This is a genomic window from Haloglomus salinum (assembly GCF_024298825.1).
GTDB lineage: Archaea > Halobacteriota > Halobacteria > Halobacteriales > Haloarculaceae > Haloglomus > Haloglomus salinum.
This window is the reverse complement of the sequence record NZ_CP101153.1, coordinates 58021-80525: the sequence shown is the minus strand read 5'-3', so window position 1 is coordinate 80525 and position 22505 is coordinate 58021. Positions and strand designations below refer to the sequence as shown.

Sequence of the window (22505 nt, the reverse complement as noted above, 5' to 3'; positions counted from 1 at the left end):
GATGTGCTCCAATCCGACCACCCGAGCGCGAAACTTCTCCTCTTGGGCGAGGGGTGGGTGCGAGAAGTCATAGACGATGCCATCGGGATGTTTGGACTCCATCTTCGCCTGTTTTTGCTGCTGGACCGTCACCCGGAACACTGGTTGGTCGGCGGCGGCCTCCAAGTCGTCCTCGCCAGCGTCCTCAGCTTGGTTTATTGGCAGATTCCGAGGCAGAGATACCGAAACCCGGGCCGAACGATTAGCCTCTATCCACCTCACGACTCTGGCCAGACCCACACCACTCCTAACGATGTTGTGACAAATTTCGCTATATGGTAACGCTGGTAACTATTATGTCCTCAGTGGGTGAAGGCGGTACCGTATGAATTTCGCCGACTACATCGATCGCGCAGCTCGGGACAACGCAGAGCAGACAGCTATCGCCTTCCCTGGCGCCGAACTGACCTACCGGGAGTTGCAGGACCAAGCAGACCGTCTCGCGGACTCGCTGCGAACCGAGGGGTTCGAACCGGGCGACAAGCTCGCCCTCTACGCGCCGAACAGCCCCCAGCTCGCTGTCGCCGTCCTGGCCTGCCTGAAAAGCGGCGTCCACCACCTGCCACTGAACCTGCGCTTCGAGACGGAGGAACTCGTCTACGTGCTCGAAGATGCGGGGGCGTCGGGTATTCTTGCGACCGACACCTTCGCGGACGCAGCGCTCTCGCTTCAGGACAAGGTCGATGGACTGGAGACAGCGATCGTCCCGGAGGGATACGACGAGGGGCTCTCCCTCCAGGCCCTCATCGAAGCGGGCGACGCCGGCGGCCGAAACTACCCCGCAAAGAGCGACGAGGTGGCCGGTGTCATGTACACCTCGGGAACGACCGGGAAGCCGAAGGGCGTCAAGCACACCCACCGGAACTACATCGGCAACGCGATGGGCTTCGTCGAGATGTACGAACTCGGCGCCACCACCAACACCGTCACGGTCGCTCCGTGTTTCCACGTCGCCGGGCTGAATATCACCCTCACCCCGACACTGGTCGCTGGCGGCACGGCAGGCCTGCTCCCGGAGTGGGACCCGGAGGCGTATCTGGAGATGCTGGAATCGGTCGACGCCCACTACTCGTTCATCGTCCCGACGATGATGACCGACCTGCTCCACCTCGACTCGGCCGACGACTACGACCTGAGTCACATGTCGGCGATGATTGTCGGTTCGGCGCCGGTGCCGAAACACGCCATCGAGGAGTTCCAGGAACGGTTCGGCGTCACCATCACCGAGGGGTACGGCATGACCGAGACGACGCCGCTGGCCATCCTGAACCACCCGAAGGACAAGAAAGACGGGACCATCGGCCGGGCCTACGAGCGGCTGGTCGACGTGAAGATCACCGACCCGGCAACCCGGGAGGAGCTGCCACCGGGCGAAGTGGGAGAGATAACGGTCCGTGGCGAGACGGTGACGCCCGGCTATCACGAACTCCCGGAAGTGAACGCGGAGGCGTTCGATGGCGACTGGCTCTACACCGGTGACATCGGCTGGGTGGGCGAAGACGGGTTCTACCGTATCGAGGACCGCATCGACGACATGATCATCACCGGGGCAGAGAACGTCTACCCCGCGGAGGTGGAGGACATCGTCTCGCAACACCCGGACGTTCGCGACGTCGCCGTCATCGGGACCGAGCACGAACGCCTCGGTGAAGCAGTCACCGCCATCGTCGTCCCAGCCGGAGACGAACTGACCGAGGACGATGTCATCGACCACTGTCGCGAGTCTGATGAACTGGCGAACTACAAGCGGCCTCGGGTCGTGCGGTTCGTCGACGAGTTGCCCAAAACCGAGACGCGGAAGGTCGACAAGGTATCGCTGAGAGACCGATTCGACTGATTCGGCATCTCCCGCAACCTCTTCGAACGCGGACACCGCCACCTCTGGAAGGCTCGGGTCCGAGACGCGGCATCGGCCTTCTGGGCATGGACCTGAGCGGAACCGTCATCGACTCACGGTTGAAGTCGCAGGCTGCCGCTCGAGCCGCTATGACGAGAGTGGTAGTCCTCGTGGAGAACGCTCTCGTCAGCTGATGGAAACGGTCTCGCCAATCGCGTCACGAAGTCGCAAGTAGTTCCACGCCCCAAATTTATTAACGAAATTGACAACGTGTTCTGTTATGGGGAGAGTCTACCGGAGTACAAGGACTCAGCGTATCATTTCGGTCGGTATGGCAGTGTTCGGTGCTGCTGTTTTCTGGACTGTGTACACGGGAGACATTCCCTGGATAACGTACACGGGAGAGGTACCCGATGGCCCCATTATGCTCTTCGTCGGCGGTATCTTCCTGTTCACCGGTCTCTACGGCATCTATGACCCTGAAGCCACGATGCCCTCGGAGGGGAGCGGCGGCGGTGACGAAATCTAGCGAATCGTCCGACGACGCGTTCCAATCTCCGGTGTGAAACGGGATCACCGCGCCGTGATGTTTGACCTCGGGCTCGTGCTGCACTCTCGCTCTGAGTCTTGCACTGGGTTCCTGTCAGAAGGTAATCTCTGCTGATACATATGCGCGAGCGAAGTGAGCGCGTTTCTCCGGCCGGTGCGAACGAAGTGAGCGTAGCCCGGCATTTTTCTGAACGTTTTTTGCTGGCATCAGAACGCTTCGCGCTCTGATTGCCCGTGGAATCGCTCCACGATTCCACGACGCCGAGTGGTACCCGAGGCGTGAAAACCGCTCTATTTCAAGCGCTCCTGCAGGAAGGAGGGATGGGCCTCCTCGATTCCATCGACGGCGAGGATGTCGTCGGCGATGACCTCGCCGAGTGCGTCCCCGTCGGCAGCGCGCACCTCGGCCATCAGCGTGTGGTCGCCACTGGAGGAGTACAGTGCTTCGACGGCGTCGAGTGCCTTCAGGGCGCGCGTCGCCTCGACGTACGACTCGCTGGCCACCTCGAGGCCGACCAGGGCGATAGACTGCCCCGAGAGCTTCTTCGGGTCGACGTCGGCCGAGTAGCCGACGATGACGCCCTCCTCTTCCAGCCGGTCGATGTACTTCCGGACGGTCGGCTTCGAGACACCGGCCCGGTCCGCGATTTCGGCGTAGGAGGCCTGTGCGTCCTCCTCCAGGACGGACAGGATACGGTCCTCCGTGGACTCTGCGCTCATATCATACCGTTTGCGGCCGTCGAAAAACCTCTTTCGGAAACGTAAACCGAAGTTCGCGTCTCAAGCGCCGTCCCGTCCCGGTCGCCACGCTGTCCGTCGGGTCGGCGGTCGGGCGCGGTGTCGACTGCGGACCGGGTGCCGCCGAGTGCATGTGGGTGGGTCGCGAGAACCGGGAGAGGAGGCCCCACGTGTGGCACTCGCGGCCACAGCGAAGTCTTAAACGGGGTCGTCACGAACGCACTCGCATGCAGCACGTGACGATTCCGCAGGACCGCGTCGGCGCCCTCATCGGCGAGGGCGGGGAGACGATGCGGGAGATCGAGTCCCGTGCCGAGGTCCGCCTCGATATCGACAGCGAGACCGGCTCGGTGCGGGTGGAGACGGTCGGCGACCCGGTGAAGGGCCTGAAGGGACCGGACATCGTGAAGGCCATCGGTCGGGGCTTCTCGCCCGAGGCCGCGCTCTCGCTGCTCGGCGGCGACATGCGGATGCTCGACCTCGTCGACCTCCGCGCCGCTACCCGCAACGAGAACGACCTCCGGCGACAGAAGGGTCGTCTCATCGGCGAGGACGGTCGGACCCGCCAGTTGATGGCCGAACTCTCCGGCGCCGAGGTCGTCATCTACGGGAAGACCGTCGGCATCATCGGCGAACCCGAGGAGGTCGAGGTCGTCCGGTCGGCCGTGGAGATGATTCTCGACGGCGCCCCGCACGGCGCGGTCTACTCCTTCCTCGAGCGCAAGCACAACGAGATGGAGACCAAGGGTATCGAGTACCACGAGTTCCCGGGCGGCGAGGCCGGCGGTGCCGAGGCGACGGGTGACCCCGGCGAGGCCGAGGGCGGCGACTGACTGCCCCGACTGCCGCTCAGGCGTAGGGGTCTGCCTCTTCTGTCCCGGTTCGGTTCGAGGTTGTTGACCCGGTAGCCCGTGTCGACTCGGTAGCTGGTTCCGACCCAGTGGCCGTCGTCGACCCGGTGGCTGGCGTGGATTCAGCGGCCGAGTCCGTCTCTGACCCGGTTTCTCGGCCGGTGTCCGTGCTGGCGGTGCCGGTTCCGGCGAGCTTCACGGTCAGTTCCCTGGCGGTGACGACGAAGCCGCCGTCGGGCGCCTGCACGACGTCGGTCCCGGAGATGGACGCGTCCACGAGGTAGGTCTCTGTCCACTGTGGCCGACCGCTAGCGTCCAGCTTGGCGGCGACCACTCCCTCCCGGTCGTTCAGGTGGTGCGTGCCGGCCGCGAGGACGCCGCCGTCTGCCGTCGCCGTGATGGCAGTGCCGATTTCGTTCCCACCGGCGTCGACCGTCCGGGTCCACCCGAGGTCGCCGTCGGCGCTCACCTGCCGGACCACGAGGTCCGAGGGGTGGGTCCCGGACTTCGTGATGGAGTAGGTCGCCTGCTGGTCCGGGTTCGTCCGCCGTCCCGTTACGAGGTACGCCCCGTCCGGGGTCTCGACGGCGTCCATGAGGATGACCGAGTGGCCGTCGAACCGGTGTTCCCACTGCGTCGTTCCGGAGTCGTCGGTCTTCACCAGCCAGCCGCCGCTCGCGTGCTTGCCAGTGAGGAGGAAGCCGTCGTCGCCGGTCCGGGTGACGGAGCGGAACCCCTCGGCGACCTGGCCACGCTCGGGGACTCCCGACTGGAGCGTGGTCTCGGTGGTCACACTCCCACCGTCGTCGAGAACCACCAGCCAACCCGCGAGTCCCTGGTCGGTAGAGCGACGCCCCGCGAGCGCGGTTCGCCCGTCCCCGGTCGACGCGGCGGACTCGAAACTCCCGCGGGGTTGCCCGTCCGGAGCAAAGGACCAGGGCACCTGGCCCTCGGCGGTGAGTTCCGCTGCCCATCCCATCGGACCGACGACCTCGTCGTGGCTGTCGGTCGGCTGCGAGCGGGCCTGCGTGCCGGCGACGACCACCCCACCCTGGCTGGTTCGGGCCACACCGTTCGCGCGGTTGATACCGTCTCCCTGGTAGACGTTCCTCGTGTTGACGTGTTCGCGGCCGAACGTGTGGATGCGGGTCGTGCGGCCGTCGGCGTCGAGCCACTGGGCGTAGGCGTCGATGCCGCGGCCGAAGTTCTCGCCAGCGACGACGAACCCACCGCCACCGGCGCGCTCGACGGCGTTGGCGTACAGGGCCGGCGAGCCGTTCGGGGTGTGTGTCGACGGCTTGCCCTTCGCGCCGTAGTCGCGTTGCCACTCGACCTCGGGCGGGCCGGCTGTGCTCGTGTGGCGGACCGGAACCGGGGTCGGTCCCTGGTCGGTGGTGGATTCGCCCTGGATGCAACCGGTCAGGGTGACGAAGCCGAGGGTCGTCGCGAGGAGGTCACGCCGCCGCATACCTGAGCGGGTGGACACCACTCCCTTACTATACAGGGCCTAAACGGGGCTCGACGGCGAGCGCCGGCTGTGAGGGGCCGCTCGCCGCTCGCTATCGCCCGCTACGCCAGACTGATAAAAGTGGCGTCCTTGCGACCCACTCACAGGCCCCGTAACCCCCCACGTCCGGCGGTTCGGCACAGCGGTACAGAAACCTTTATGTAGAACCACAAACACAGATTCTACTGATTATGGCTCAGCAGCAGATGGGGAACCAGCCCCTTATCGTACTCAGCGAGGACAGCCAGCGGACCTCCGGGCGAGACGCCCAGTCGATGAACATCACGGCCGGGAAGGCCGTCGCCGAGTCCGTTCGGACGACACTCGGCCCGAAGGGGATGGACAAGATGCTCGTCGACTCGACGGGCAACGTCGTCGTCACGAACGACGGCGTCACCATCCTCAAGGAGATGGACATCGAGCACCCCGCGGCCAACATGATCGTCGAGGTCGCCGAGACCCAGGAGGACGAGGTCGGTGACGGGACCACCACCTCCGTCGTCATCGCCGGCGAGCTCCTCGCGAAGGCCGAGGACCTCCTCGAGCAGGACATCCACGCGACCATCCTCGCGCAGGGGTACCGCCAGGCCGCCCAGCGCGCGAAGGAGATCCTCAAGGAGAACGCCATCGAGGTCTCCTCGGACGATACGGAGTATCTCGAGGAGATCGCCGCGACGGCGATGACTGGCAAGGGCGCCGAGAACGCACGCGACACCCTCTCCTCGCTCGTCGTCTCGGCCGTCCAGGCCGTCGCCGACGACGACGGTATCGACACCGACAACGTCAAGCTCGAGAAGGTCGTCGGCGGCGCCGTCGAGAACTCCGAGCTCGTCGAGGGCGTCATCGTCGACAAGGAGCGCGTCCACGACAACATGCCGTACATGGCCGAGGACGCCAACGTCGCCCTCCTCGACACGGCCATCGAGGTCAAGGAGACCGAGATCGACGCCGAGGTCAACGTCGACTCGCCGGACCAGCTCCAGCAGTTCCTCGACCAGGAGGAGGAGCAGCTCCGCGAGATGGTCGACCAGCTCAAGGACGCCGGCGCGGACGTCGTCTTCGCCCAGAAGGGCATCGACGACATGGCCCAGCACTACCTCGCGAAGGAGGGCATCCTCGCCGTCCGCCGCGCGAAGAAGTCCGATATCAAGGCGCTCTCGCGCGCCACGGGCGCGAAGGTCGTCTCCAACATCGACGACATCACCGAGGACGACCTCGGCTTCGCCGGCTCCGTCGCCGAGAAGGACATCGGCGGCGACACCCGCATCTTCGTCGAGGACGTCGACCAGGCTCGCTCGGTCACGCTCGTCCTCCGCGGTGGGACCGAGCACGTCGTCGACGAGGTCGAGCGCGCCATCGAGGACTCGATGGGCGTCGTCCGCGTCACCCTGGAGGACGGCAAGGTCCTCCCCGGTGGGGGCGCCCCCGAGATCGAGCTCTCGATGGGGCTCCGTGACTTCGCGGACTCCGTCGAGGGCCGCGAGCAGCTCGCCGTCGAGGCGTTCGCCGACGCCATCGACGTCATCCCGCGTACGCTCGCCGAGAACGCCGGCCACGACCCGATCGACTCGCTCGTGGACCTGCGCTCCGAGCACGACGACGGCAACACCGCCGCCGGCCTCGACGCCTACACCGGCGACATCGTCGACATGGAAGAGGAGGGCGTCGTCGAGCCGCTCCGCGTGAAGACCCAGGCCATCGAGTCCGCCACCGAGGCGGCCGTGATGATCCTGCGCATCGACGACGTCATCGCCGCTGGCGACCTGAAGGGCGGCCAGACCGGCGACGACGACGAGGACGCCGGCGGACCCGGCGGCCCGGGCGGCGCCCCCGGCGGCATGGGCGGCGGCATGGGCGGCATGGGCGGCGGCATGGGCGGCATGATGTGAAGTCGGCCACCGCCACAGCACCCCTCCCACCGACCGCGCCTCGAACCGTCTGCTGACCGACACTCCGTTTCTTTCGACGCTCCGTGGACAGGAGCTGCTGGGCTCGTCACCGCGGACTCCGAATATATCCTTCGAAAGAAGCCTATATGTGCATTAAATCCAGAATTCTACAGAAAAATATCTCGCAGGAGAATAATCCGCTACTCTTCCAGGTGCTCCAGAATCAGCTCCGTCACCGCCTCCGGTCGCTCGTGGGTCACCCAGTGGCTCGCCTCGGGGAACGTCTCCAGCCGACCGTCCGCGCAGAAGCCGACGCTCTGCTCGGCCAACTCGGGCAGGAGCGCGTCGTCCTGCTCGCCCCAGACGACGAGTGTCGGCTGTTCGACGGTGATGCCGGGCAGGTCGGGCCGGTGCTGGACGGCCGCGCGGTACCAGTCCAGCATCGCTTTCAGGGCTCCGGGCCGGCTCCACGCCGCCCGGTAGCGGTCCATGTCGGCGTCGGAGAACGTTCCGGGCGAGGCCTGCCGGAGGAAGCGGGCCATCCCCTCGTAGTCGTCGCGGCGGTTGAGCCACTCCGGGACCCTCGGGAGCTGGAAGAAGAGGATGTACCAGCTCCGGCGCCACTGCCGGAGGTTGAGCTTCCAGCGCTCGCGACTCGGCATCAGGGCGCCCGCGAACGCCGCCGGGTGCGGGACGTTGATGGTCACGAGCCGGTCGACCACATCGGGATGCCGGAGGGCGGCGTCCCACGCGACAGCGGCTCCCCAGTCGTGCCCGACGACGTGGGCCGACGCCCGGCCCTCGCTCTCGACCCAGCCCTGCAGGTCGGCCGAGAGCCGGTCCGCGCTGTAGTCGGCCACGTCGTCGGGCGTCTCGCTCAGGTTGTAGCCCCGACCGTCCGGCACGAGGACACGATAGCCCGCGTCGGCGAGCGGCCGGATGTAGTCGGCCCAGCCCCACCAGAACTCGGGGAAGCCGTGGTGCAGGACGACGAGCGGGTCGTCCGGGTCGCCAGCGACGACGGCGTGGAGTTCGAGGCCGTCGATGTCGCGGTAGACGGATTCGACACCCGGGTCGCGGATGAGCGAGGCGTCGGTGGAGAGACGAGGTGGCATGGGCGCTCTGCGAGTGCCGGAGTGAAAGAGGCGCCGACAGCAGCAATCGAGAAGTACGTACGCGCGCCGGAGGCGCGCGTTTCACCGCCCGGAGGCCCGAAGGGCCGGAGGGCGGCCTTTTTCTGAACGTTTTTTGCGACGAGTGGTGGCCGCAGCGCTCGCCGCAGGCGAGGGCAAGGCCACCCGAGTCGGAAAAAAGCTCTACATGTCGGGCCAGGCCTTCGCTGCCGCGATAGGCCCGGCCACGTCGTTGATCCAGCGGGCGGCGACGCCTTTCTTCAGGGTCTCGGCGAGCGGGCCGCCGAACGTCCGCGAGACGGCCTTGACACCCATCACGTTGTGCGCGACGGCGTCGTCGCCGACGGAGATGAGGGTACCCTTGTCCTTGTAGCGCCACTCCTCGAGGGGCTGGCCGCGGATGGTGCGGGCGACGTTCTCGCCGACGACCTCGGCGGCCTGCCACGCGGCCTGCGCGGTCGGGGGAGCGGGGTTCTCGCCCTGGTCGACCAGGGCGGCGTCGCCGAGCGCGAAGACGCGCTCGTCGTCGGTCTGGAAGTCCGAGGCAGCGTGGATGCGGTGCGAGCGCTCGTCCTGGTCAAGGTCGGTGTTCGCGGCCGGCTCGCGGCCCGTGATGCCGCCGGTCCAGAGCAGGACGTCGTAGTCCAGTTCCGTATCGTCACCGACGTAGACGGTCTCCTCGTCGACCTCGCCGATGAACTCGCCGGTCATGATGTTGACGTCGGCGTCTTCGAGCAGGTTGTGGAGCTTGGCCTGCACGACGGGGTCGTTGTTGGGGAAGACGTTGTCCAGCCCCTCGACGAGGTGGATATCTATCGGGGCGCGGTGGCGGTCGCGGAACTCCGCGATCTCGCCGGCCGACTGGATACCCGAGAGGCCGGCGCCGCCGACGACGACCTGCGCGGGGTCGTTGCGCGAGGCCTGCCGGGCGGCCTCCTTGACCTCCTCGTGGACCTCGAGGGCGTCGTCGAGGCTCTTGAGCGTGAGCGAGTGCTCTTTGAGGCCGTCGATGCCGAAGAACGCGGTCCGGGAGCCGAAGCCGACGACGAGGTAGTCGTAGTCGACCGTGGAGCCGTCGGCCAGGTCGATGGTCCGCTCGTCGGGCTCGACGTTCTCGACCGTGCCCTGGACGAAGCGGGTGGCCGAACCGGCGATGTCCTCGCAGTCGAAGGTGATCTTGTCCTGGACCGACGGGTCCCGGATGCAGCGGTGGGACTCGTGGAGCACAAGGTGGTGCGGGACGTCGGAGATCCACGTCACGTCGGCCTCGCCGTTCAGTTCGTCTTCGAGACTCATTACCGCGCCCGTGCCGGCGTAACCGGAGCCGAGCACGACGACGTCCTCTGTCATGTTCGTGGGTCGGCGTCGCCCGGATACAAAGGTGTTGATTCGCCCTCGTGTGGGGGTGTGACGAGGTAACGCGGCCGAATCGGCCTCGATAGACTGGGTCGTTGATACGTGGCTGAAACGACGCCCGTCGATTGACGGGCGCCGAATGACCCTCTCGGGGCCTGGCGCGTGGCGGAGGAACGGGCCGTGGTGAGGGATGAACCCCCTCTCGAGCGGTGCCGAGACCGTCAGTGCGCGGGCTCCTCGGCAGGGGCCCGCATATCGTCGATGGTGATGATGAGCGTGTTGTTGGTGTCGTCCTTCCCCTCGAGGGTCCCCTCGATGACGAGCTTCGAGAGCGGTGTCGGGCCGACCTGGATGGGGTCGCCCTCGTGGAACTCGGAGATGGAGCCCTGCATGCGGATCTCCGCGCGACACAGCTCCGGGTGGTGGACGCTGGTGAGGTCGATCTCCTGGACGTTGGCGCCCTCGACGGGTTCGTCGTCGTGGAAGAACGGCACGTCGGCGGCCTGCTCCATATCCTCGATCTGGAGTGCCTCGTACGCTCCGGCGGTCGGCTTGTACCCCCCTTTGGGGCCTGGTACCCCCTCTACGAGCTGGAGGGCTTTCAGCGACTGCATCTGGTTGCGGATGGTGCCCGGGTTGCGGTCGACCCGGTCCGCGATGTCCTCCCCCTTGACGGCGGTTTCGGACTCCCGGTAGAGATTGACGAGTTCCTGGAGAATCGCCTTCTGACTGGGGGTGAGCTCGATGGACGACATGTAACGGACAGTTCACCATCGTTTCGCATAAATCCGGTGGTGAGGTGGCCAGCGGCGGACAGACGGACAGCCGGCACGGGACCGACACGTCTTTGCGCGCGGACGCGGCCCCTCCGGTATGCACGGGAACCGTGTGCTGGTGACTGGTGGTGCGGGGTTCATCGGGTCGAACCTGGCGAACCGGCTCGCCACGGACAACGAGGTCATCGCGCTCGACGACGGCTATCTCGGCACGCCGGAGAACCTCGACGACGGTGTCGAGTTCGTCGAGGGCTCGGTGCTCGACGACGACCTTCCGACCGACGTCGACGTCGTGTTCCACCTCGCGGCACTCTCCTCGTACTTCATGCACGAGGAGGACCCTGCCCGCGGCGCCCGCGTCAACATCGAGGGCTTCGTCAACACCGTCGACCAGGCCCGGCAGGACGGCTGTGACCACGTCGTCTACGCCACGACCTCGTCTATCTACGGCGACCGGACCGAACCGTCGCCGGAGGACATGGAGGTGACCGCACGAACGGGCTACGAGGCCTCGAAACTCGCCCGCGAGCGGTACGCCGAGTACTTCAACCACCACTACGGGCTTACCACGTGCGGGCTGCGCTTCTTCTCGGTCTACCAGGGCTTCGGCGGCGCCGAGGAACACAAGGGCGAGTACGCCAACCTCATCGCGCAGTTCGCCGACGCCATCGCGAACGGCGAGCGGCCCGAAATCTGGGGCGACGGCACGCAGACCCGCGATTTCACCCACGTCGACGACATCGTCCGCGGCATCGAACTCGCCGCGGACCACGACCTCCAGGGTATCTACAACCTCGGGACTGGCGAGTCCTACTCGCTGAACGAGCTGGTCGACCGCCTCAACGACGAACTCGGGGCGGATGTCGAGCCGGTGTACGCCGAGAACCAGATCCCCGAGGACGTCTACGTCCACGACACGATGGCCGACCCCTCGAAGATGCAGGCGGCGACGGGCTGGGAACCCGAGATTTCCTTCGACGAGGGCCTCGAACGCGTCTGTTCACAGTACCAGTAGCAGGGCCGCGGCGTTCTCGCGGCGCGCATGACCACAACCCTATGCCGGAGGGACTCGACCGCCGAGCATGAACGTTCGACTCATCGGCGTTCCCATGGACCTCGGCGCCGACCGGCGTGGCGTGGACATGGGGCCGTCGGCCATCCGGTACGCCGGGCTCGCCGACGACATCGAGGCTGCAGGCCACCCCTGTGCGGACCGCGGTGACCTGCCGGTCCCTCGCCCCGAGACCCACGACGGGACCGGCGGGGAGTACGGCGACAGCGCGAAGTTCCTCGACGAGACGCGGGAGGTCTGTACCGTGCTCGCGGACGAGGTGGCCGACGCGGTCGACGACGGCCGGCTTCCGCTCGTCCTCGGTGGCGACCACTCCATCGCCATCGGCTCGATGGGCGGCGCCGCGCGCGACCGTGACCTCGGCGTCGTCTGGTTCGATGCACACGGCGACTACAACACCCCCTCGACGACGCCCTCCGGCAACGTCCACGGGATGAGCCTCGCGGCCGCACTCGGTGTCGGCGAGTTCGCCGACCACGACTGGGCCCGTGCCGGTATCGACCCCGAGAACGTCGTCCTCGTCGGCATCCGGGACCTCGACGACGCCGAGCGCGATGCCCTCGCCCAGTCCGACCTGACCGTCTACACGATGAGCGACATCGACCACCGGGGGCTCCCGGCCATCGCTGACGAGGCCGTCGACGTGGCGACCGGGGGGACCGACGGCTTCCACGCCTCGCTGGACATGGACTTCCTCGACCCGGACGAGGCACCCGGCGTCGGGACGCCGGTCCGGGGCGGCGCCACCTACCGCGAAGCCCACGCCGCGATGGAGGAGATCGCCGAGCATCGCGACCTGCTCGTCTCGATGGAACTCGTCGAGGTCAACCCCATCCTCGACGAACTCAACCGGACCGCAGAACTCGGGGTCGAACTGGTCGCGAGCGCGCTCGGGAAGCGTATCATATAGAGCTTTTTCCTGCTCGGGTTCGGCGGCGAAGCCGCCGAACCACTCGCAGCAAAAACGTTCAGAAAAAGGCCGGCGGCTCACTTCGTTCGCCGCCGGTGAAACCGCGCTCGCTTCGTCGTCGGACTACGTCCGACTGCAAGCGGGACGGAGTCCCGCCCTGCTCGCGCGGTATGCACTACCCAACCGAGTTCTCCAATATCAAATATGGGTGCGATATATGGGGTGTAATTTAGCCATATTTGAAATATATCGGCCTATAGCTATATTTCGGCCGTCGCCACGAACGCCGTCCCACCGTTGTACAGGTCCACGTCCACCCGGTCGGCCCCGAACGCCGCACGGAGGTCCGTCGGGAGGTGGCGGTCGGGGTACCAGTTCGTCGCGACCGCGGAGACGTAGTTGACGAGTGGGTTGAACAGGCGCATCGGCCCCGACTGGTACGGCTGGGCGTCGAGAACGACGACGCGGCCGCCGGGCCGGACGACCCGCCGGAGCTCCTGGATGGCCGCGAGGTGGTCGGGGATGGCCGACAGCGAGAGGGTGCAGAGCGCCGCGTCCATCGCGTCGTCGGGGAGCGGCAGGTTGCCCGCGTCCGCCCGAGCGACGCGGACGGCTGCGTACTTGCCCTCGCGGCCCCGGTCGCGGGCGGCCGCGACCATCCCGCGCGAGTGGTCGAAGCCGAGGACCATGCCCTCCTCGCCCGCCCGGTCGACGAGCAACGGGACGTTCGGGCCCGTCCCGCAGGCGAGGTCCAGCACGCGGTCGTCCGGCGCGATGTCGAGGCGGGCGACGGCCGTCTCGCGGAGGTCGCGGTAGTGTCCGAAGAACGCGGCGCCCGCGAACAGGTCGAACAGCCCCGGGTGCTGGCTCCACCAGTCGTACACGCGGTCCGCGTGCGACTGGGACTGGATGTCCGTCACGGTCGCCCGGGCGCTCGCGTCGAGCAAGGGTCTGCCGGTCGCGGGTCGCGGGACCGCGGGGGCCAGCGTTTTGAGGTGGCAGTCCCTGTGTCCGGCTGTGACCGGAGACGCAGGAACGAACGGTGCGGCCGCCGCCGACCGGGCGAGCGCGGCGCTCGTCGCTGCCGGCGCGGTGCTCGTCGTCGTGCTCGTGGCGCTGGTCGGCGCACTGCTGGTCGGGGGCGAGACCGGGGCGCTCGTCGCTATCGGTGCCCTGTCAGTCCTGTTCGCCGCGGTCGGATTCGGGCTGTTCCTCATCGCCCGGAAGGTCGGCTCGCAGGCCGACGACCCCGAGGAGGTCGAGCGCCGGATGGCCGAGAGCCTCGGCCTCAGCGAGGAACGGACCCAGCTGCGCGTCGACCGCGTCGCTGGCGAGGCGGAGACGGCCCCGAGCCAGGCGGCCCTCGACGAGCGGTACGAGGACGACGACGAGGCACAGCGGGCGCTCGACGAACGGTTCTACAACGACGGCGAAGAGTAGGCGGTCGGGGCGGCTGCCACGACCGGAACCCGTGGACGGCGGGGTTACTCGTCGGCGTCGGCCGTCGGGTCGTCCTCGGCGTCGGGGTCGTTGTCGGCCGCGGGGATGGTGTCGACGCTCGCGACCCAGTCGTCATCGTCGAGGCGCATCACGACGACGCCCATCGTGTTGCGGCCCTGCATCGACACCTCGTCGACGTGGGTCCGCATTATCTGGCCGCTCTCGCTCATGATGACCAGCCCGTCGTCGTCCGTGACGGCGTTGACGGAGACGACCTGGCCGTTACGCTCGGTCGTCTTGATGTCGATGAGTCCCTTCCCGTAGCGGGACTGCCGGCGGTACTCCGCGAGCCGCGTGCGCTTGCCGTACCCCTGCCGGGTGACGGTCAACAGCGCGCGCTCGTCCTCGTCGTGGGTGGCGACGAGCCCGGCCACCTCGTCACCGTCCTGGAGCTTGATGCCGTTCACGCCGCGGGCCGTCCGACCCATCGAGCGGGCTTCGTCCTCGTCGAAGCGGATGGTCATCCCCTGCCGGCTGGCGATGACGAGGTCCATCTCGCCGTCCGTCACCTCGACGTCGGCGAGGCTGTCGCCGTCCTCCAGCTTGATAGCGCGAATGCCGCCCGAGTGGACGTTCTCGAAGGCGCCGACCTCCGTCCGCTTGACGTAGCCGTTCCGCGTGACCATCGCGAGGAAGTCCTCCTCGTCGAGGTCCTCGAGGTCGACGACGGCGTTGATCTCCTCGTCACCGTCGAGGTCCAGCACCTGCTGGGCCGACGTGCCGCGTGCGGTCCGGCCCATCTCGGGAATCTCGTAGGTCTTCAACCGGTAGACCTGCCCCTTGCTGGTGAAGCAGAGCAGGTAGTCGTGGGTGTTGGCCTCGAAGACGGTTGCGACGCGGTCCCCGTCCTTCGGGCGGACGCCGATGATACCCTTCCCGCCGCGGTGCTGCGGGTCGAAGTCGTCGAGGGGCATCCGCTTGACGTAGTCCTCCTCCGTGACGACGACGACCACGTCCTCCTCGGGGATGAGGTCCTCGCGCGTGACCGAGCCCACGTCCTCCATGAAGCTCGTCCGGCGCTCGTCGTCGTACTTCTCCTTCATCTCCTCCAGCTCCTCCGTGACGACGCGGTCGAGTTCCGCCTGCGAGCCGAGGATGGTCTCGAGGCGCTCGATCTCGGCCGTGACCTCCTCGTACTCCGTCTCGACGTCGGCGGCCTCCATCGAGGTCAGCGACCCGAGCTGCATCCGGACGATGTGCTCGGCCTGCGCCTCGCTGAGCGTGAAGCCGAGCGCGTCCTCGTCGGTCTGGAGGGCTTCGATGGCTGCGTTCCGGTCCTCACTGTTCCGGATGAGTTCGACGACCTCGTCGACGTTCTGCAACGCCTGCAGCCGGCCCTCGAGGATGTGCGCGCGGTCCTCGGCCTCCGCGAGTTCGAACTCGGAGCGCCGGCGCACCACCTCGCGGCGGTGGTCGACGTACACCTCCAGCATCCGCTTGAGGTCGAGCCGCTGGGGCTGGCCGTCGACGAGCGCGACGCAGTTGACGCCGAAGGTCCCCTCGAGGTGGCGCTCGACGAGCTGGTTCTCGACGACCTCCGTGTTCGCGCCGCGCTTCAGCTCGATGACGACACGGACCCCGTCCCGGTCGGACTCGTCGCGGATGTCCGTGATGCCCTCTATCTTCCCCTCGTTGACGTCGTCCGCGATGCGCTCGATGCGGCGCGCCTTGTTCTCCTGGTACGGGAACGCGGTGATGATGATGCGGTCCTTCCCGCCCTCGTTGTGCTCGACGTCGTACTCCGCGCGGACCCGGACCCGGCCCTTGCCGGTCGTGTAGGCGTCGTAGACGCCCTCCTTGCCGACGATACGCGCGCCGGTCGGGAAGTCGGGGCCCTTGATGGGACCGCCGGACTCCTTCGTCGCGATGAGGTCCGAGATGGGGCACTCGGGGTTCTCGATGACGTGGATGCAGGCGTCGATGACCTCGCCCAGGTTGTGCGGCGGGATGTTCGTACTCATCCCGACGGCGATACCGGAGGCACCGTTCAGCAGCAGGTTCGGGAGGGCAGCCGGCAGGACCGCTGGCTCCTGGAGCCGGTCGTCGTAGTTGGCCTCGAAGTCGACGGTGTCCTTCTCGATGTCGTCCAGCATCTCCTCGGCCAGCGGCGCCATCCGCGCCTCCGTGTACCGCATCGCCGCGGGCGGGTCACCGTCGATGCTCCCGAAGTTCCCCTGTCCGTCGACGAGCGGGTAGCGCAGGGAGAAGTCCTGGGCCATCCGCGCCAGCGCGTCGTAGATGGCGCTGTCGCCGTGGGGGTGGTAGTTACCCATCGTCTCCCCGACCACGTTCGAGGACTTGCGGTGCCCCGAGTTCGACGTGACCCCCATCTCGTGCAGCGCGTAGAGGATGCGCCGCTGGACGGGTTTGAGGCCGTCACGCGCGTCGGGCAGCGCACGCCCGACGATGACGCTCATCGCGTAGTCGATGTACGACTGCTCCATCTCGTCCTCGACGCGGACGCTCTCGACCCGTTCCGCGACCTCGTCGGGGACGTCCGGGACGTCCGAACTCATCGTTCGCCCTCCGTCGTCGATTCGGCGTCGAACTCCAACGTGACTCTATTAGTTTCCATTTTCATTTTCGATTGCTGGAATAACTCAGATATCTACCCACTCTGCGTCTTCTGCGTGGTCCTTGATGAACTGCTTGCGCGGTTCGACCGCGTCGCCCATCAGGACCGAGAACATCCGGTCGGCGGTCGCCGCATCCTCGATGTTGATCTGCTTGAGGATGCGGTTCTCCGGGTTCATCGTCGTGTCCCAGAGCTGTTCGGGGTTCATCTCGCCCAGCCCCTTGAACCGCTGGACCTGGTCGGGCGAGCCGTCACAGACCTCCTCGACGATGCGGTCACGCTCGGCCTCGGTCATCGCGTCGTACGTCTCGCCGCGATTGCGGACCCGGTAGAGGGGCGGCTGGGCGGCGTAGACGTAGCCCCGCTCGAGGAGTTCCGGCATGTGCCGGTAGAGGAAGGTCAGCATCAGCGTCCGGATGTGGGCCCCGTCCACGTCGGCGTCTGTCATGATGATGATCTTGTGGTAGCGACAGTCCTCGATGTCGAACTCGTCGCCGATGCCGGTGCCGACGGCGGTGATGAGGTTCCGTATCTGGTCGTTCTCGAGGATGCGGTCGAGGCGGTGCTTCTCGACGTTGAGAATCTTCCCGCGCAGCGGCAGGACCGCCTGGAACTCGGGGGCGCGGCCCTGCTTCGCGCTGCCGCCGGCACTGTCCCCCTCGACGACGAACAGTTCGGCCTCGGTCGGGTCCCGGCTCTGACAGTCGGCCAGCTTGCCCGGCAGCGAGGTCGAGTCGAGCGCGGACTTGCGGCGCGTGAGCTCCTCGGCCTTCTTCGCGGCCATCCGCGCCTTCGCGGCCTCCACCGCTTTGGAGACGAGGGCCTCGGCGGTGTCGGGGTGCTCCTCCAGATACGCCGAGAGCTTCTCGTGGACGATGCCCTCGACGATGCCCCTCACTTCCCCGTTGCCCAGTTTCGTCTTCGTCTGCCCCTCGAACTGCGGGTCGGGGTGCTTGATGGAGAGGACCGCCGTGAGGCCCTCGCGGATGTCCTCGCCCTTCAGGGTCCCGTCGATATCCTTCAGGAGCCCCTGGGAGGTGGCGTAGTCGTTGACCACCCGGGTCAGGGCGGTCTTGAACCCGGTCATGTGGGTGCCGCCCTCGCGGGTGTTGATGTTGTTCGCGAACGCGTGGATGGATCCCTGGACGCCCGCCGTGGCCTGGATGGCGATTTCGACCTGCACCTCGCCGTCCTCGCTCTCGCCACTCCCGTCGATGAAGAGCACGTCCTCGTGGAGCACGTCGCGGGTCTCGTTGAGGTACTCGACGAACTCCTTGATGCCGCCCTCGTACTCGAAGGTCTCGCGCCCGCCGTCACGCTCGTCCTCGATGGCGATGGCGACGCCGGGGTTGAGGAAGGCGAGCTCGCGCAGGCGGGAGGCGAGCGTGGAGTAGGTGAAATCGAGCGTCTCGAAGATCTCAGGGTCGGGCCAGAACTGGATGGTCGTCCCCGTCTCCTCGTCGGGCTCCATGTCCCGGACGCGCTCGAGTTCCTGGTCGGGGTCACCGTGGTCGAAGCGGTGCCGGTACACGCCGCCGTCGCGCTTGACCTCGACCTCCAGCCAGCGCGAGAGCGCGTTGACCACGGAGACGCCGACGCCGTGGAGCCCACCCGACACCTGGTAGGAGTCCTTGTCGAACTTCCCCCCGGCGTGGAGCACCGTCATCACGACCTCGACGGCACTCTTGCCGGACTCGTGTTCACCGACTGGGATGCCGCGGCCGTCGTCGCTGACGCTCACCGACTGGTCCTCGTGGATTGTCACCTCGATGGTGTCACAGTAGCCCGCGAGGGCCTCGTCGATGGAGTTGTCGACGACCTCGTAGACGAGATGGTGGAGGCCGCGCGCGTCGGTCGAGCCGATGTACATGGCGGGCCGTTTCCGGACCGCCTCCAGCCCCTCGAGGGTCTGGATGTTGTCCTCGCTGTATCCCTGGGACATCTATCTACCACGGCTAGTATGCGTTCGGGTTTAAAACCTCGCACGCGCGCGCGAAAGTCAGCTACGTACTGCTGGAGTGCCGTCAGTCCCGACCCTCCCGGACGCGACCGACGGACAGCAACCGGATGTCGGTCGGTCGCGTTCCACTTTCACCACGGTAGCGGGCAGGTTTTACCTTCCCGGGGGATAGGGGTCCCACACGAATGACTTCGTTCCAGTCGGAACTCGGCGGTGACGGGGGTGGCGACGGCGATGGTGACGGCAACGGCGGTGGCGGCGATGGCGACGGCATCGCCGAGGAACTCGCCCGGGAGCAGCGGGCCATCTCCATCGCCGAGTTCTTCGAGAAGAACAAGCACATGCTCGGCTTCGACTCGGGTGCCCGGGGGCTCGTCACGGCCGTCAAAGAGGCGGTCGACAACGCCCTCGACGCGACCGAGGAGGCCGGTATCCTGCCCGACATCTACGTCGAGATCGAGGAGGCCGGTGACTACTACCGGCTCGTCGTCGAGGACAACGGTCCGGGTATCACGAAAGAGCAGGTGCCGAAGATATTCGGCAAACTGCTGTACGGCTCCCGATTCGGCAAGCGGGAGCAGAACCGCGGGCAGCAGGGTATCGGTATCTCCGCCGCGGTCATGCACTCGCAGCTCACCTCCGGCAAGCCCGCGAAGATCACCTCCAAACCACGCGGTGGGGACGCGCGGTTCTTCGAACTCATCATCGACACGGACGCCAACGAGCCCGAGATCGACACCGACGAGGCGACCACGTGGGAACGCCCACACGGCACCCGCATCGAGCTGGAGATGGAGGGCAACATGCGGGCCCGCCAGCAGCTCCACGACTACATCGAGCACACGGCGGTCGTCAACCCGCACGCCCGCATCGAACTGCGCGAGCCGGGGCTGGACGAGCCGCTCAAGTTCGAGCGCGCGACCGACCAGCTTCCCGCCGAGACGGAGGAGATCAAGCCCCACCCGCACGGTGTCGAGCTCGGGACGCTGAAGAAGATGCTGGAGGCGACGGATTCGTACTCCATCAGTGGCTTCCTCCAGGGGGAGTTCACCCGCGTCGGCGGCACGACCGCGACCAACGTCGTCGACGCCTTCCGCGACCGGCAGCTCGGCCGCGGGATGACCTGGCGCGTCCCCGGAACGACCGACGAGGCCGACGTGGTCGGCGCTGTCGTCGACGCGACGGCGAACAAGGGCGCCACGGCGACCGAGGCCTTCGCCGAGGAGGTCTACGCCGCCCTCGACGAGCACGACCACGTCGGCTACGGCGATGTCGAGAACGCGGTCGAGGCGGCAGCCGACGAGGTGGAGGACGAGCACGACGTCCGTCTCGGGAGTACCGTCCGCGAGAACGCCGTCGCGGCGGCCTGGGGTGAGGTGACGACCCGCCGCGAGCCGGACTGTTACCGGCTCGTCGACGAGGCGACCACCACCCGGAAGGACGACGCGGCCGTCGACGGCCTCGCCCGGCGTATCGCCGACCGCTTCGCCGACGCCGAGATGCACGAGCCCGGCGTCGGCGACGGGGTTCGCGACCGCGTGACCCGGGACACGCTGGCCGGCTGGGTCGACTGGGCCGCCGAGCGGACGGCCGAGCGTGACGACGAGACCTTCGGCGAGACCGCCCGCGAGAACGTCGTCGACGCGCTCTGGGCCCGTGCCCGGACCGTCGAGACGGAGCCGCCGAACGTGGCGGCGCTCGTCGACGATCGGGATTCCGTGGCCCGGCTGCTGGAGGCGATGCGCGAGACGGACATCCTTTCGCCGCCGACGGACTGCCTGGCGCCCATCACGGAGGAGCTCGTGGATGCGGGGCTGCGAAAGGAGTACGACGCGGATTTCTTCGCGACCTGCACCCGTGACGCCGAGGTCCACGGCGGCGACCCGTTCATCGTCGAGGCCGGCATCGCCTACGGCGGCGACCTCGAATCGGAGGGGGCCGTGGACATCCTCCGGTTCGCCAACCGCGTCCCGCTGGTCTACCAGCGCGGCGCCTGCGCGACGGTCGACGTCATCAAGCGTATCAACTGGCGGAACTACAACCTCGACCAGCCGGGGGGCAGCGGCATCCCGAACGGGCCGGCCGTGCTGATGGTCCACGTCGCCTCGACGAACGTTCCGTTCACGAGCGAATCGAAGGACGCCGTCGCGAACGTCCCCGAGATAGAGGACGAGATCGAACTCGCTCTCCGGGAGGCCGCCCGCGAACTGAAGACCTACCTCAACAAGCAGCAGTCGCTGCGCGAGCGCCGGCAGAAGCGCGACACGCTGGCCGAGATACTGCCCGAGATGGCCGACAAACTGACCGAGGTCACCGGCCGCGAACCGCTTCACATCGAGGACTCGCTCGCCCGCATCATGAACAACGTCCTCGTCGAGCGGCGCCAGGAGAACGGCCACGTCACGCTCGCCGTCGAGAACAACGACGACACGACTATCGAGCCCGAGATCACCGACATCTGCTCGGTGGACCCCGGGGAGGTGGAGGACGCTAGCGTCGTCGAGATGGACGGGGAGTGGTTCGTCCGCTGGCAACCCTCCGTGGCGGGCGGTGAGACTGCCGAACTGGTCTACGATGTCGGCGAGGACGCCGAGTTCGACGTCGCGGTCGAGGGCATCGAGGAGGAGAAGCTGACCACCAACGCCTGATATGAGTACCGAGAACGCAGACACCGACACCGAGCCGAACAGCGAACGAGCGCGCCAGGAGCTCATCGAGCTCGCCAGCGAGTTCTACGACCAGTTCGCCGAGGGGGATGTCCCGCGGATGCGTATCCCGACCCGGACGAAGAGCAACATCGAGTACTCCGAGGAGAAGGGCGTCTGGGTGCTGGGCGACCGGCAGACGACCCGGACGGCGAAGACCAAGGCCGGGGCCCAGAAGCTCCTGAAGGCCATCTACACCATCGAGTTCCTGGCCCAGCAACTCGAGGAGGACCGCTCCTCGACCCTGCGTGAACTCTACTATCTCAGCGAGTCCTGGGACAACGAGTTCGCCCAGTTCAACGACCAGGACGACTCCAACGGCCTCGTCGAGGACCTGGAGGTGGTCTCGGGCGTCACTCGCGAGGACTTCCACATGCGCCCGGAGGAATCCGGTGCGACCCTGATGGGCCCGCTCCTCCTGCGCGAGCAGACCCGCCGCGGCGAGCGGGAGATCCACTGCCAGGAGGACGTCGGCGAGGGCGGCTACCAGATTCCCAACAACCCCGACACCATCGAGTTCCTCGACAACGACGCGGAGTTCATCCTCTGTGTCGAGACCGGTGGGATGCGCGACCGGCTGGTCGAGAACGGCTTCGACGAGGAGTACGGCTGCATCGTCGTCCACCTGAAGGGCCAGCCGGCCCGCGCGACACGGCGCATCACCAAGCGCCTCCACGACGAGCTCGACCTCCCGGTCGTGGTCTTCACCGACGGCGACCCGTGGTCGTACCGCATCTACGGTTCGGTGGCGTACGGCTCCATCAAGTCCGCACACCTCTCGGAGTACCTCGCCACGCCGGCGGCGCAGTTCGTCGGCATCCGCCCACAGGACATCGTCGACTACGACCTGCCGACGGACCCGCTGGCGGACTCGGACATCAACGCGCTCGAGTCCGAACTGGACGACCCACGCTTCCAGAGCGAGTTCTGGCGCGAGCAGATCGAGCTGCAGCTCGATATCGGGAAGAAAGCAGAGCAGCAGGCGCTCGCCTCGCGCGGCCTCGACTTCGTGACCGACACCTACCTGCCCGAGCGCCTGACCGAGATGGGCGTGTTCTGACCGCCCCACCACGCCAACCCTTTTCGCCTCTCCACACCTCTACCGAGG

17 protein-coding genes are annotated in these 22505 nt (G+C 67.1%); 9 read left to right on the top strand and 8 right to left on the bottom strand.

Features of this window, described 5'->3' with window-relative positions:
* Positions 1 to 364 precede the first annotated feature (364 nt).
* Together NL115_RS00380 and NL115_RS00375 are read left to right on the top strand one after the other, a co-directional pair.
* Positions 365 to 1876 (top strand): class I adenylate-forming enzyme family protein, encoded by a 1512-nt coding sequence (locus NL115_RS00380; protein WP_254831254.1) that lies wholly within the window; start codon positions 365 to 367, stop codon positions 1874 to 1876.
* Positions 1877 to 2207: 331 nt separating this feature from the next.
* Positions 2208 to 2405 (top strand): hypothetical protein, encoded by a 198-nt coding sequence (locus NL115_RS00375; RefSeq protein ID WP_254831253.1) that lies wholly within the window; start codon positions 2208 to 2210, stop codon positions 2403 to 2405.
* Between the two features lie 311 nt (positions 2406 to 2716).
* On the opposite strand, the gene lrpA1 is transcribed toward NL115_RS00375, so the two are convergent.
* A complete protein-coding gene (gene lrpA1, locus NL115_RS00370; protein WP_254831252.1) occupies positions 2717 to 3145 on the bottom strand; it encodes an HTH-type transcriptional regulator LrpA1 in 429 nt (142 codons plus the stop codon).
* A 245-nt stretch (positions 3146 to 3390) separates the two neighbouring features.
* Here lrpA1 and NL115_RS00365 point away from each other — a divergent pair, with 245 nt between their 5' ends.
* Positions 3391 to 3996, top strand: a complete 606-nt coding sequence (locus NL115_RS00365; RefSeq protein WP_254831251.1) for a KH domain-containing protein — start codon at positions 3391 to 3393, stop codon at positions 3994 to 3996.
* A 16-nt stretch (positions 3997 to 4012) separates the two neighbouring features.
* Here the strand turns inward: NL115_RS00365 and NL115_RS00360 are convergent, their stop codons facing one another.
* Positions 4013 to 5482: a hypothetical protein gene (locus NL115_RS00360; RefSeq protein ID WP_254831250.1), complete on the bottom strand. Its 1470-nt coding sequence runs from the start codon at positions 5480 to 5482 to the stop codon at positions 4013 to 4015.
* Between the two features lie 245 nt (positions 5483 to 5727).
* On the opposite strand from NL115_RS00360, the gene thsA reads away from it, so the two are divergent.
* Positions 5728 to 7410: a thermosome subunit alpha gene (gene thsA / locus NL115_RS00355; RefSeq protein WP_254833125.1), complete on the top strand. Its 1683-nt coding sequence runs from the start codon at positions 5728 to 5730 to the stop codon at positions 7408 to 7410.
* A 200-nt stretch (positions 7411 to 7610) separates the two neighbouring features.
* Here thsA and NL115_RS00350 read toward each other — a convergent pair whose 3' ends face one another.
* The 3 genes from NL115_RS00350 to NL115_RS00340 all read right to left on the bottom strand — a co-directional run bounded on the left by NL115_RS00350 (position 7611) and on the right by NL115_RS00340 (position 10654).
* On the bottom strand, positions 7611 to 8525 hold the full coding sequence (locus NL115_RS00350; RefSeq protein WP_254831249.1) for an alpha/beta fold hydrolase: 915 nt from the start codon (positions 8523 to 8525) through the stop codon (positions 7611 to 7613).
* Positions 8526 to 8726: 201 nt separating this feature from the next.
* Positions 8727 to 9893, bottom strand: coding sequence for an NAD(P)/FAD-dependent oxidoreductase (locus tag NL115_RS00345; RefSeq protein ID WP_254831248.1), 1167 nt, complete (start codon positions 9891 to 9893; stop codon positions 8727 to 8729).
* Between the two features lie 227 nt (positions 9894 to 10120).
* Positions 10121 to 10654 carry an HTH domain-containing protein gene (locus NL115_RS00340; protein WP_254822823.1) on the bottom strand — a complete coding sequence of 178 codons (534 nt, stop codon included), beginning with the start codon at positions 10652 to 10654 and terminating at the stop codon, positions 10121 to 10123.
* A gap of 118 nt (positions 10655 to 10772) precedes the next feature.
* On the opposite strand from NL115_RS00340, the gene NL115_RS00335 reads away from it, so the two are divergent.
* Entirely contained in the window at positions 10773 to 11690 is a 918-nt protein-coding gene (locus NL115_RS00335) for an NAD-dependent epimerase/dehydratase family protein (RefSeq protein ID WP_254831247.1), read from the top strand.
* A gap of 67 nt (positions 11691 to 11757) precedes the next feature.
* On the top strand, positions 11758 to 12657 hold the full coding sequence (gene rocF, locus NL115_RS00330; protein ID WP_254831246.1) for an arginase: 900 nt from the start codon (positions 11758 to 11760) through the stop codon (positions 12655 to 12657).
* A gap of 260 nt (positions 12658 to 12917) precedes the next feature.
* On the opposite strand, the gene NL115_RS00325 is transcribed toward rocF, so the two are convergent.
* Complete coding sequence (locus NL115_RS00325) at positions 12918 to 13577, bottom strand: class I SAM-dependent methyltransferase (RefSeq protein WP_254831245.1); 660 nt, start codon at positions 13575 to 13577, stop codon at positions 12918 to 12920.
* 97 nt (positions 13578 to 13674) lie between these two features.
* Here NL115_RS00325 and NL115_RS00320 point away from each other — a divergent pair, with 97 nt between their 5' ends.
* A complete protein-coding gene (locus NL115_RS00320) occupies positions 13675 to 14097 on the top strand; it encodes a hypothetical protein (protein ID WP_254831244.1) in 423 nt (140 codons plus the stop codon).
* Between the two features lie 44 nt (positions 14098 to 14141).
* Here the strand turns inward: NL115_RS00320 and gyrA are convergent, their stop codons facing one another.
* Both gyrA and gyrB read right to left on the bottom strand, forming a co-directional pair.
* Positions 14142 to 16673: a DNA gyrase subunit A gene (gyrA, locus tag NL115_RS00315; protein ID WP_254831243.1), complete on the bottom strand. Its 2532-nt coding sequence runs from the start codon at positions 16671 to 16673 to the stop codon at positions 14142 to 14144.
* Between the two features lie 84 nt (positions 16674 to 16757).
* A complete protein-coding gene (gene gyrB, locus NL115_RS00310) occupies positions 16758 to 18674 on the bottom strand; it encodes a DNA topoisomerase (ATP-hydrolyzing) subunit B (protein ID WP_254831242.1) in 1917 nt (638 codons plus the stop codon).
* Positions 18675 to 18877: 203 nt separating this feature from the next.
* Here gyrB and NL115_RS00305 point away from each other — a divergent pair, with 203 nt between their 5' ends.
* Both NL115_RS00305 and NL115_RS00300 read left to right on the top strand, forming a co-directional pair.
* Positions 18878 to 21340, top strand: a complete 2463-nt coding sequence (locus tag NL115_RS00305; RefSeq protein ID WP_254831241.1) for a DNA topoisomerase VI subunit B — start codon at positions 18878 to 18880, stop codon at positions 21338 to 21340.
* A 1-nt stretch (position 21341) separates the two neighbouring features.
* Positions 21342 to 22457: a DNA topoisomerase IV subunit A gene (locus NL115_RS00300; RefSeq protein WP_254822815.1), complete on the top strand. Its 1116-nt coding sequence runs from the start codon at positions 21342 to 21344 to the stop codon at positions 22455 to 22457.
* Positions 22458 to 22505: the final 48 nt, after the last annotated feature.

Excerpts from the sequence above, each read along its gene's own strand:
- NL115_RS00300 (WP_254822815.1), top strand. The coding sequence starts at position 21,342 with ATGAGTACCGAGAACGCAGACACCGACACCGAGCCGAACAGCGAACGA.
- NL115_RS00360 (WP_254831250.1), bottom strand. The coding sequence starts at position 5,482 with ATGCGGCGGCGTGACCTCCTCGCGACGACCCTCGGCTTCGTCACCCTG.
- gyrB (WP_254831242.1), bottom strand. The coding sequence starts at position 18,674 with ATGTCCCAGGGATACAGCGAGGACAACATCCAGACCCTCGAGGGGCTG.
- NL115_RS00305 (WP_254831241.1), top strand. The coding sequence starts at position 18,878 with ATGACTTCGTTCCAGTCGGAACTCGGCGGTGACGGGGGTGGCGACGGC.
- NL115_RS00380 (WP_254831254.1), top strand. The coding sequence starts at position 365 with ATGAATTTCGCCGACTACATCGATCGCGCAGCTCGGGACAACGCAGAG.
- NL115_RS00335 (WP_254831247.1), top strand. The coding sequence starts at position 10,773 with ATGCACGGGAACCGTGTGCTGGTGACTGGTGGTGCGGGGTTCATCGGG.
- lrpA1 (WP_254831252.1), bottom strand. The coding sequence starts at position 3,145 with ATGAGCGCAGAGTCCACGGAGGACCGTATCCTGTCCGTCCTGGAGGAG.
- NL115_RS00345 (WP_254831248.1), bottom strand. The coding sequence starts at position 9,893 with ATGACAGAGGACGTCGTCGTGCTCGGCTCCGGTTACGCCGGCACGGGC.
- rocF (WP_254831246.1), top strand. The coding sequence starts at position 11,758 with ATGAACGTTCGACTCATCGGCGTTCCCATGGACCTCGGCGCCGACCGG.
- NL115_RS00350 (WP_254831249.1), bottom strand. The coding sequence starts at position 8,525 with ATGCCACCTCGTCTCTCCACCGACGCCTCGCTCATCCGCGACCCGGGT.
- thsA (WP_254833125.1), top strand. The coding sequence starts at position 5,728 with ATGGGGAACCAGCCCCTTATCGTACTCAGCGAGGACAGCCAGCGGACC.
- gyrA (WP_254831243.1), bottom strand. The coding sequence starts at position 16,673 with ATGAGTTCGGACGTCCCGGACGTCCCCGACGAGGTCGCGGAACGGGTC.
- NL115_RS00365 (WP_254831251.1), top strand. The coding sequence starts at position 3,391 with ATGCAGCACGTGACGATTCCGCAGGACCGCGTCGGCGCCCTCATCGGC.
- NL115_RS00340 (WP_254822823.1), bottom strand. The coding sequence starts at position 10,654 with ATGTCGTCCATCGAGCTCACCCCCAGTCAGAAGGCGATTCTCCAGGAA.
- NL115_RS00375 (WP_254831253.1), top strand. The coding sequence starts at position 2,208 with ATGGCAGTGTTCGGTGCTGCTGTTTTCTGGACTGTGTACACGGGAGAC.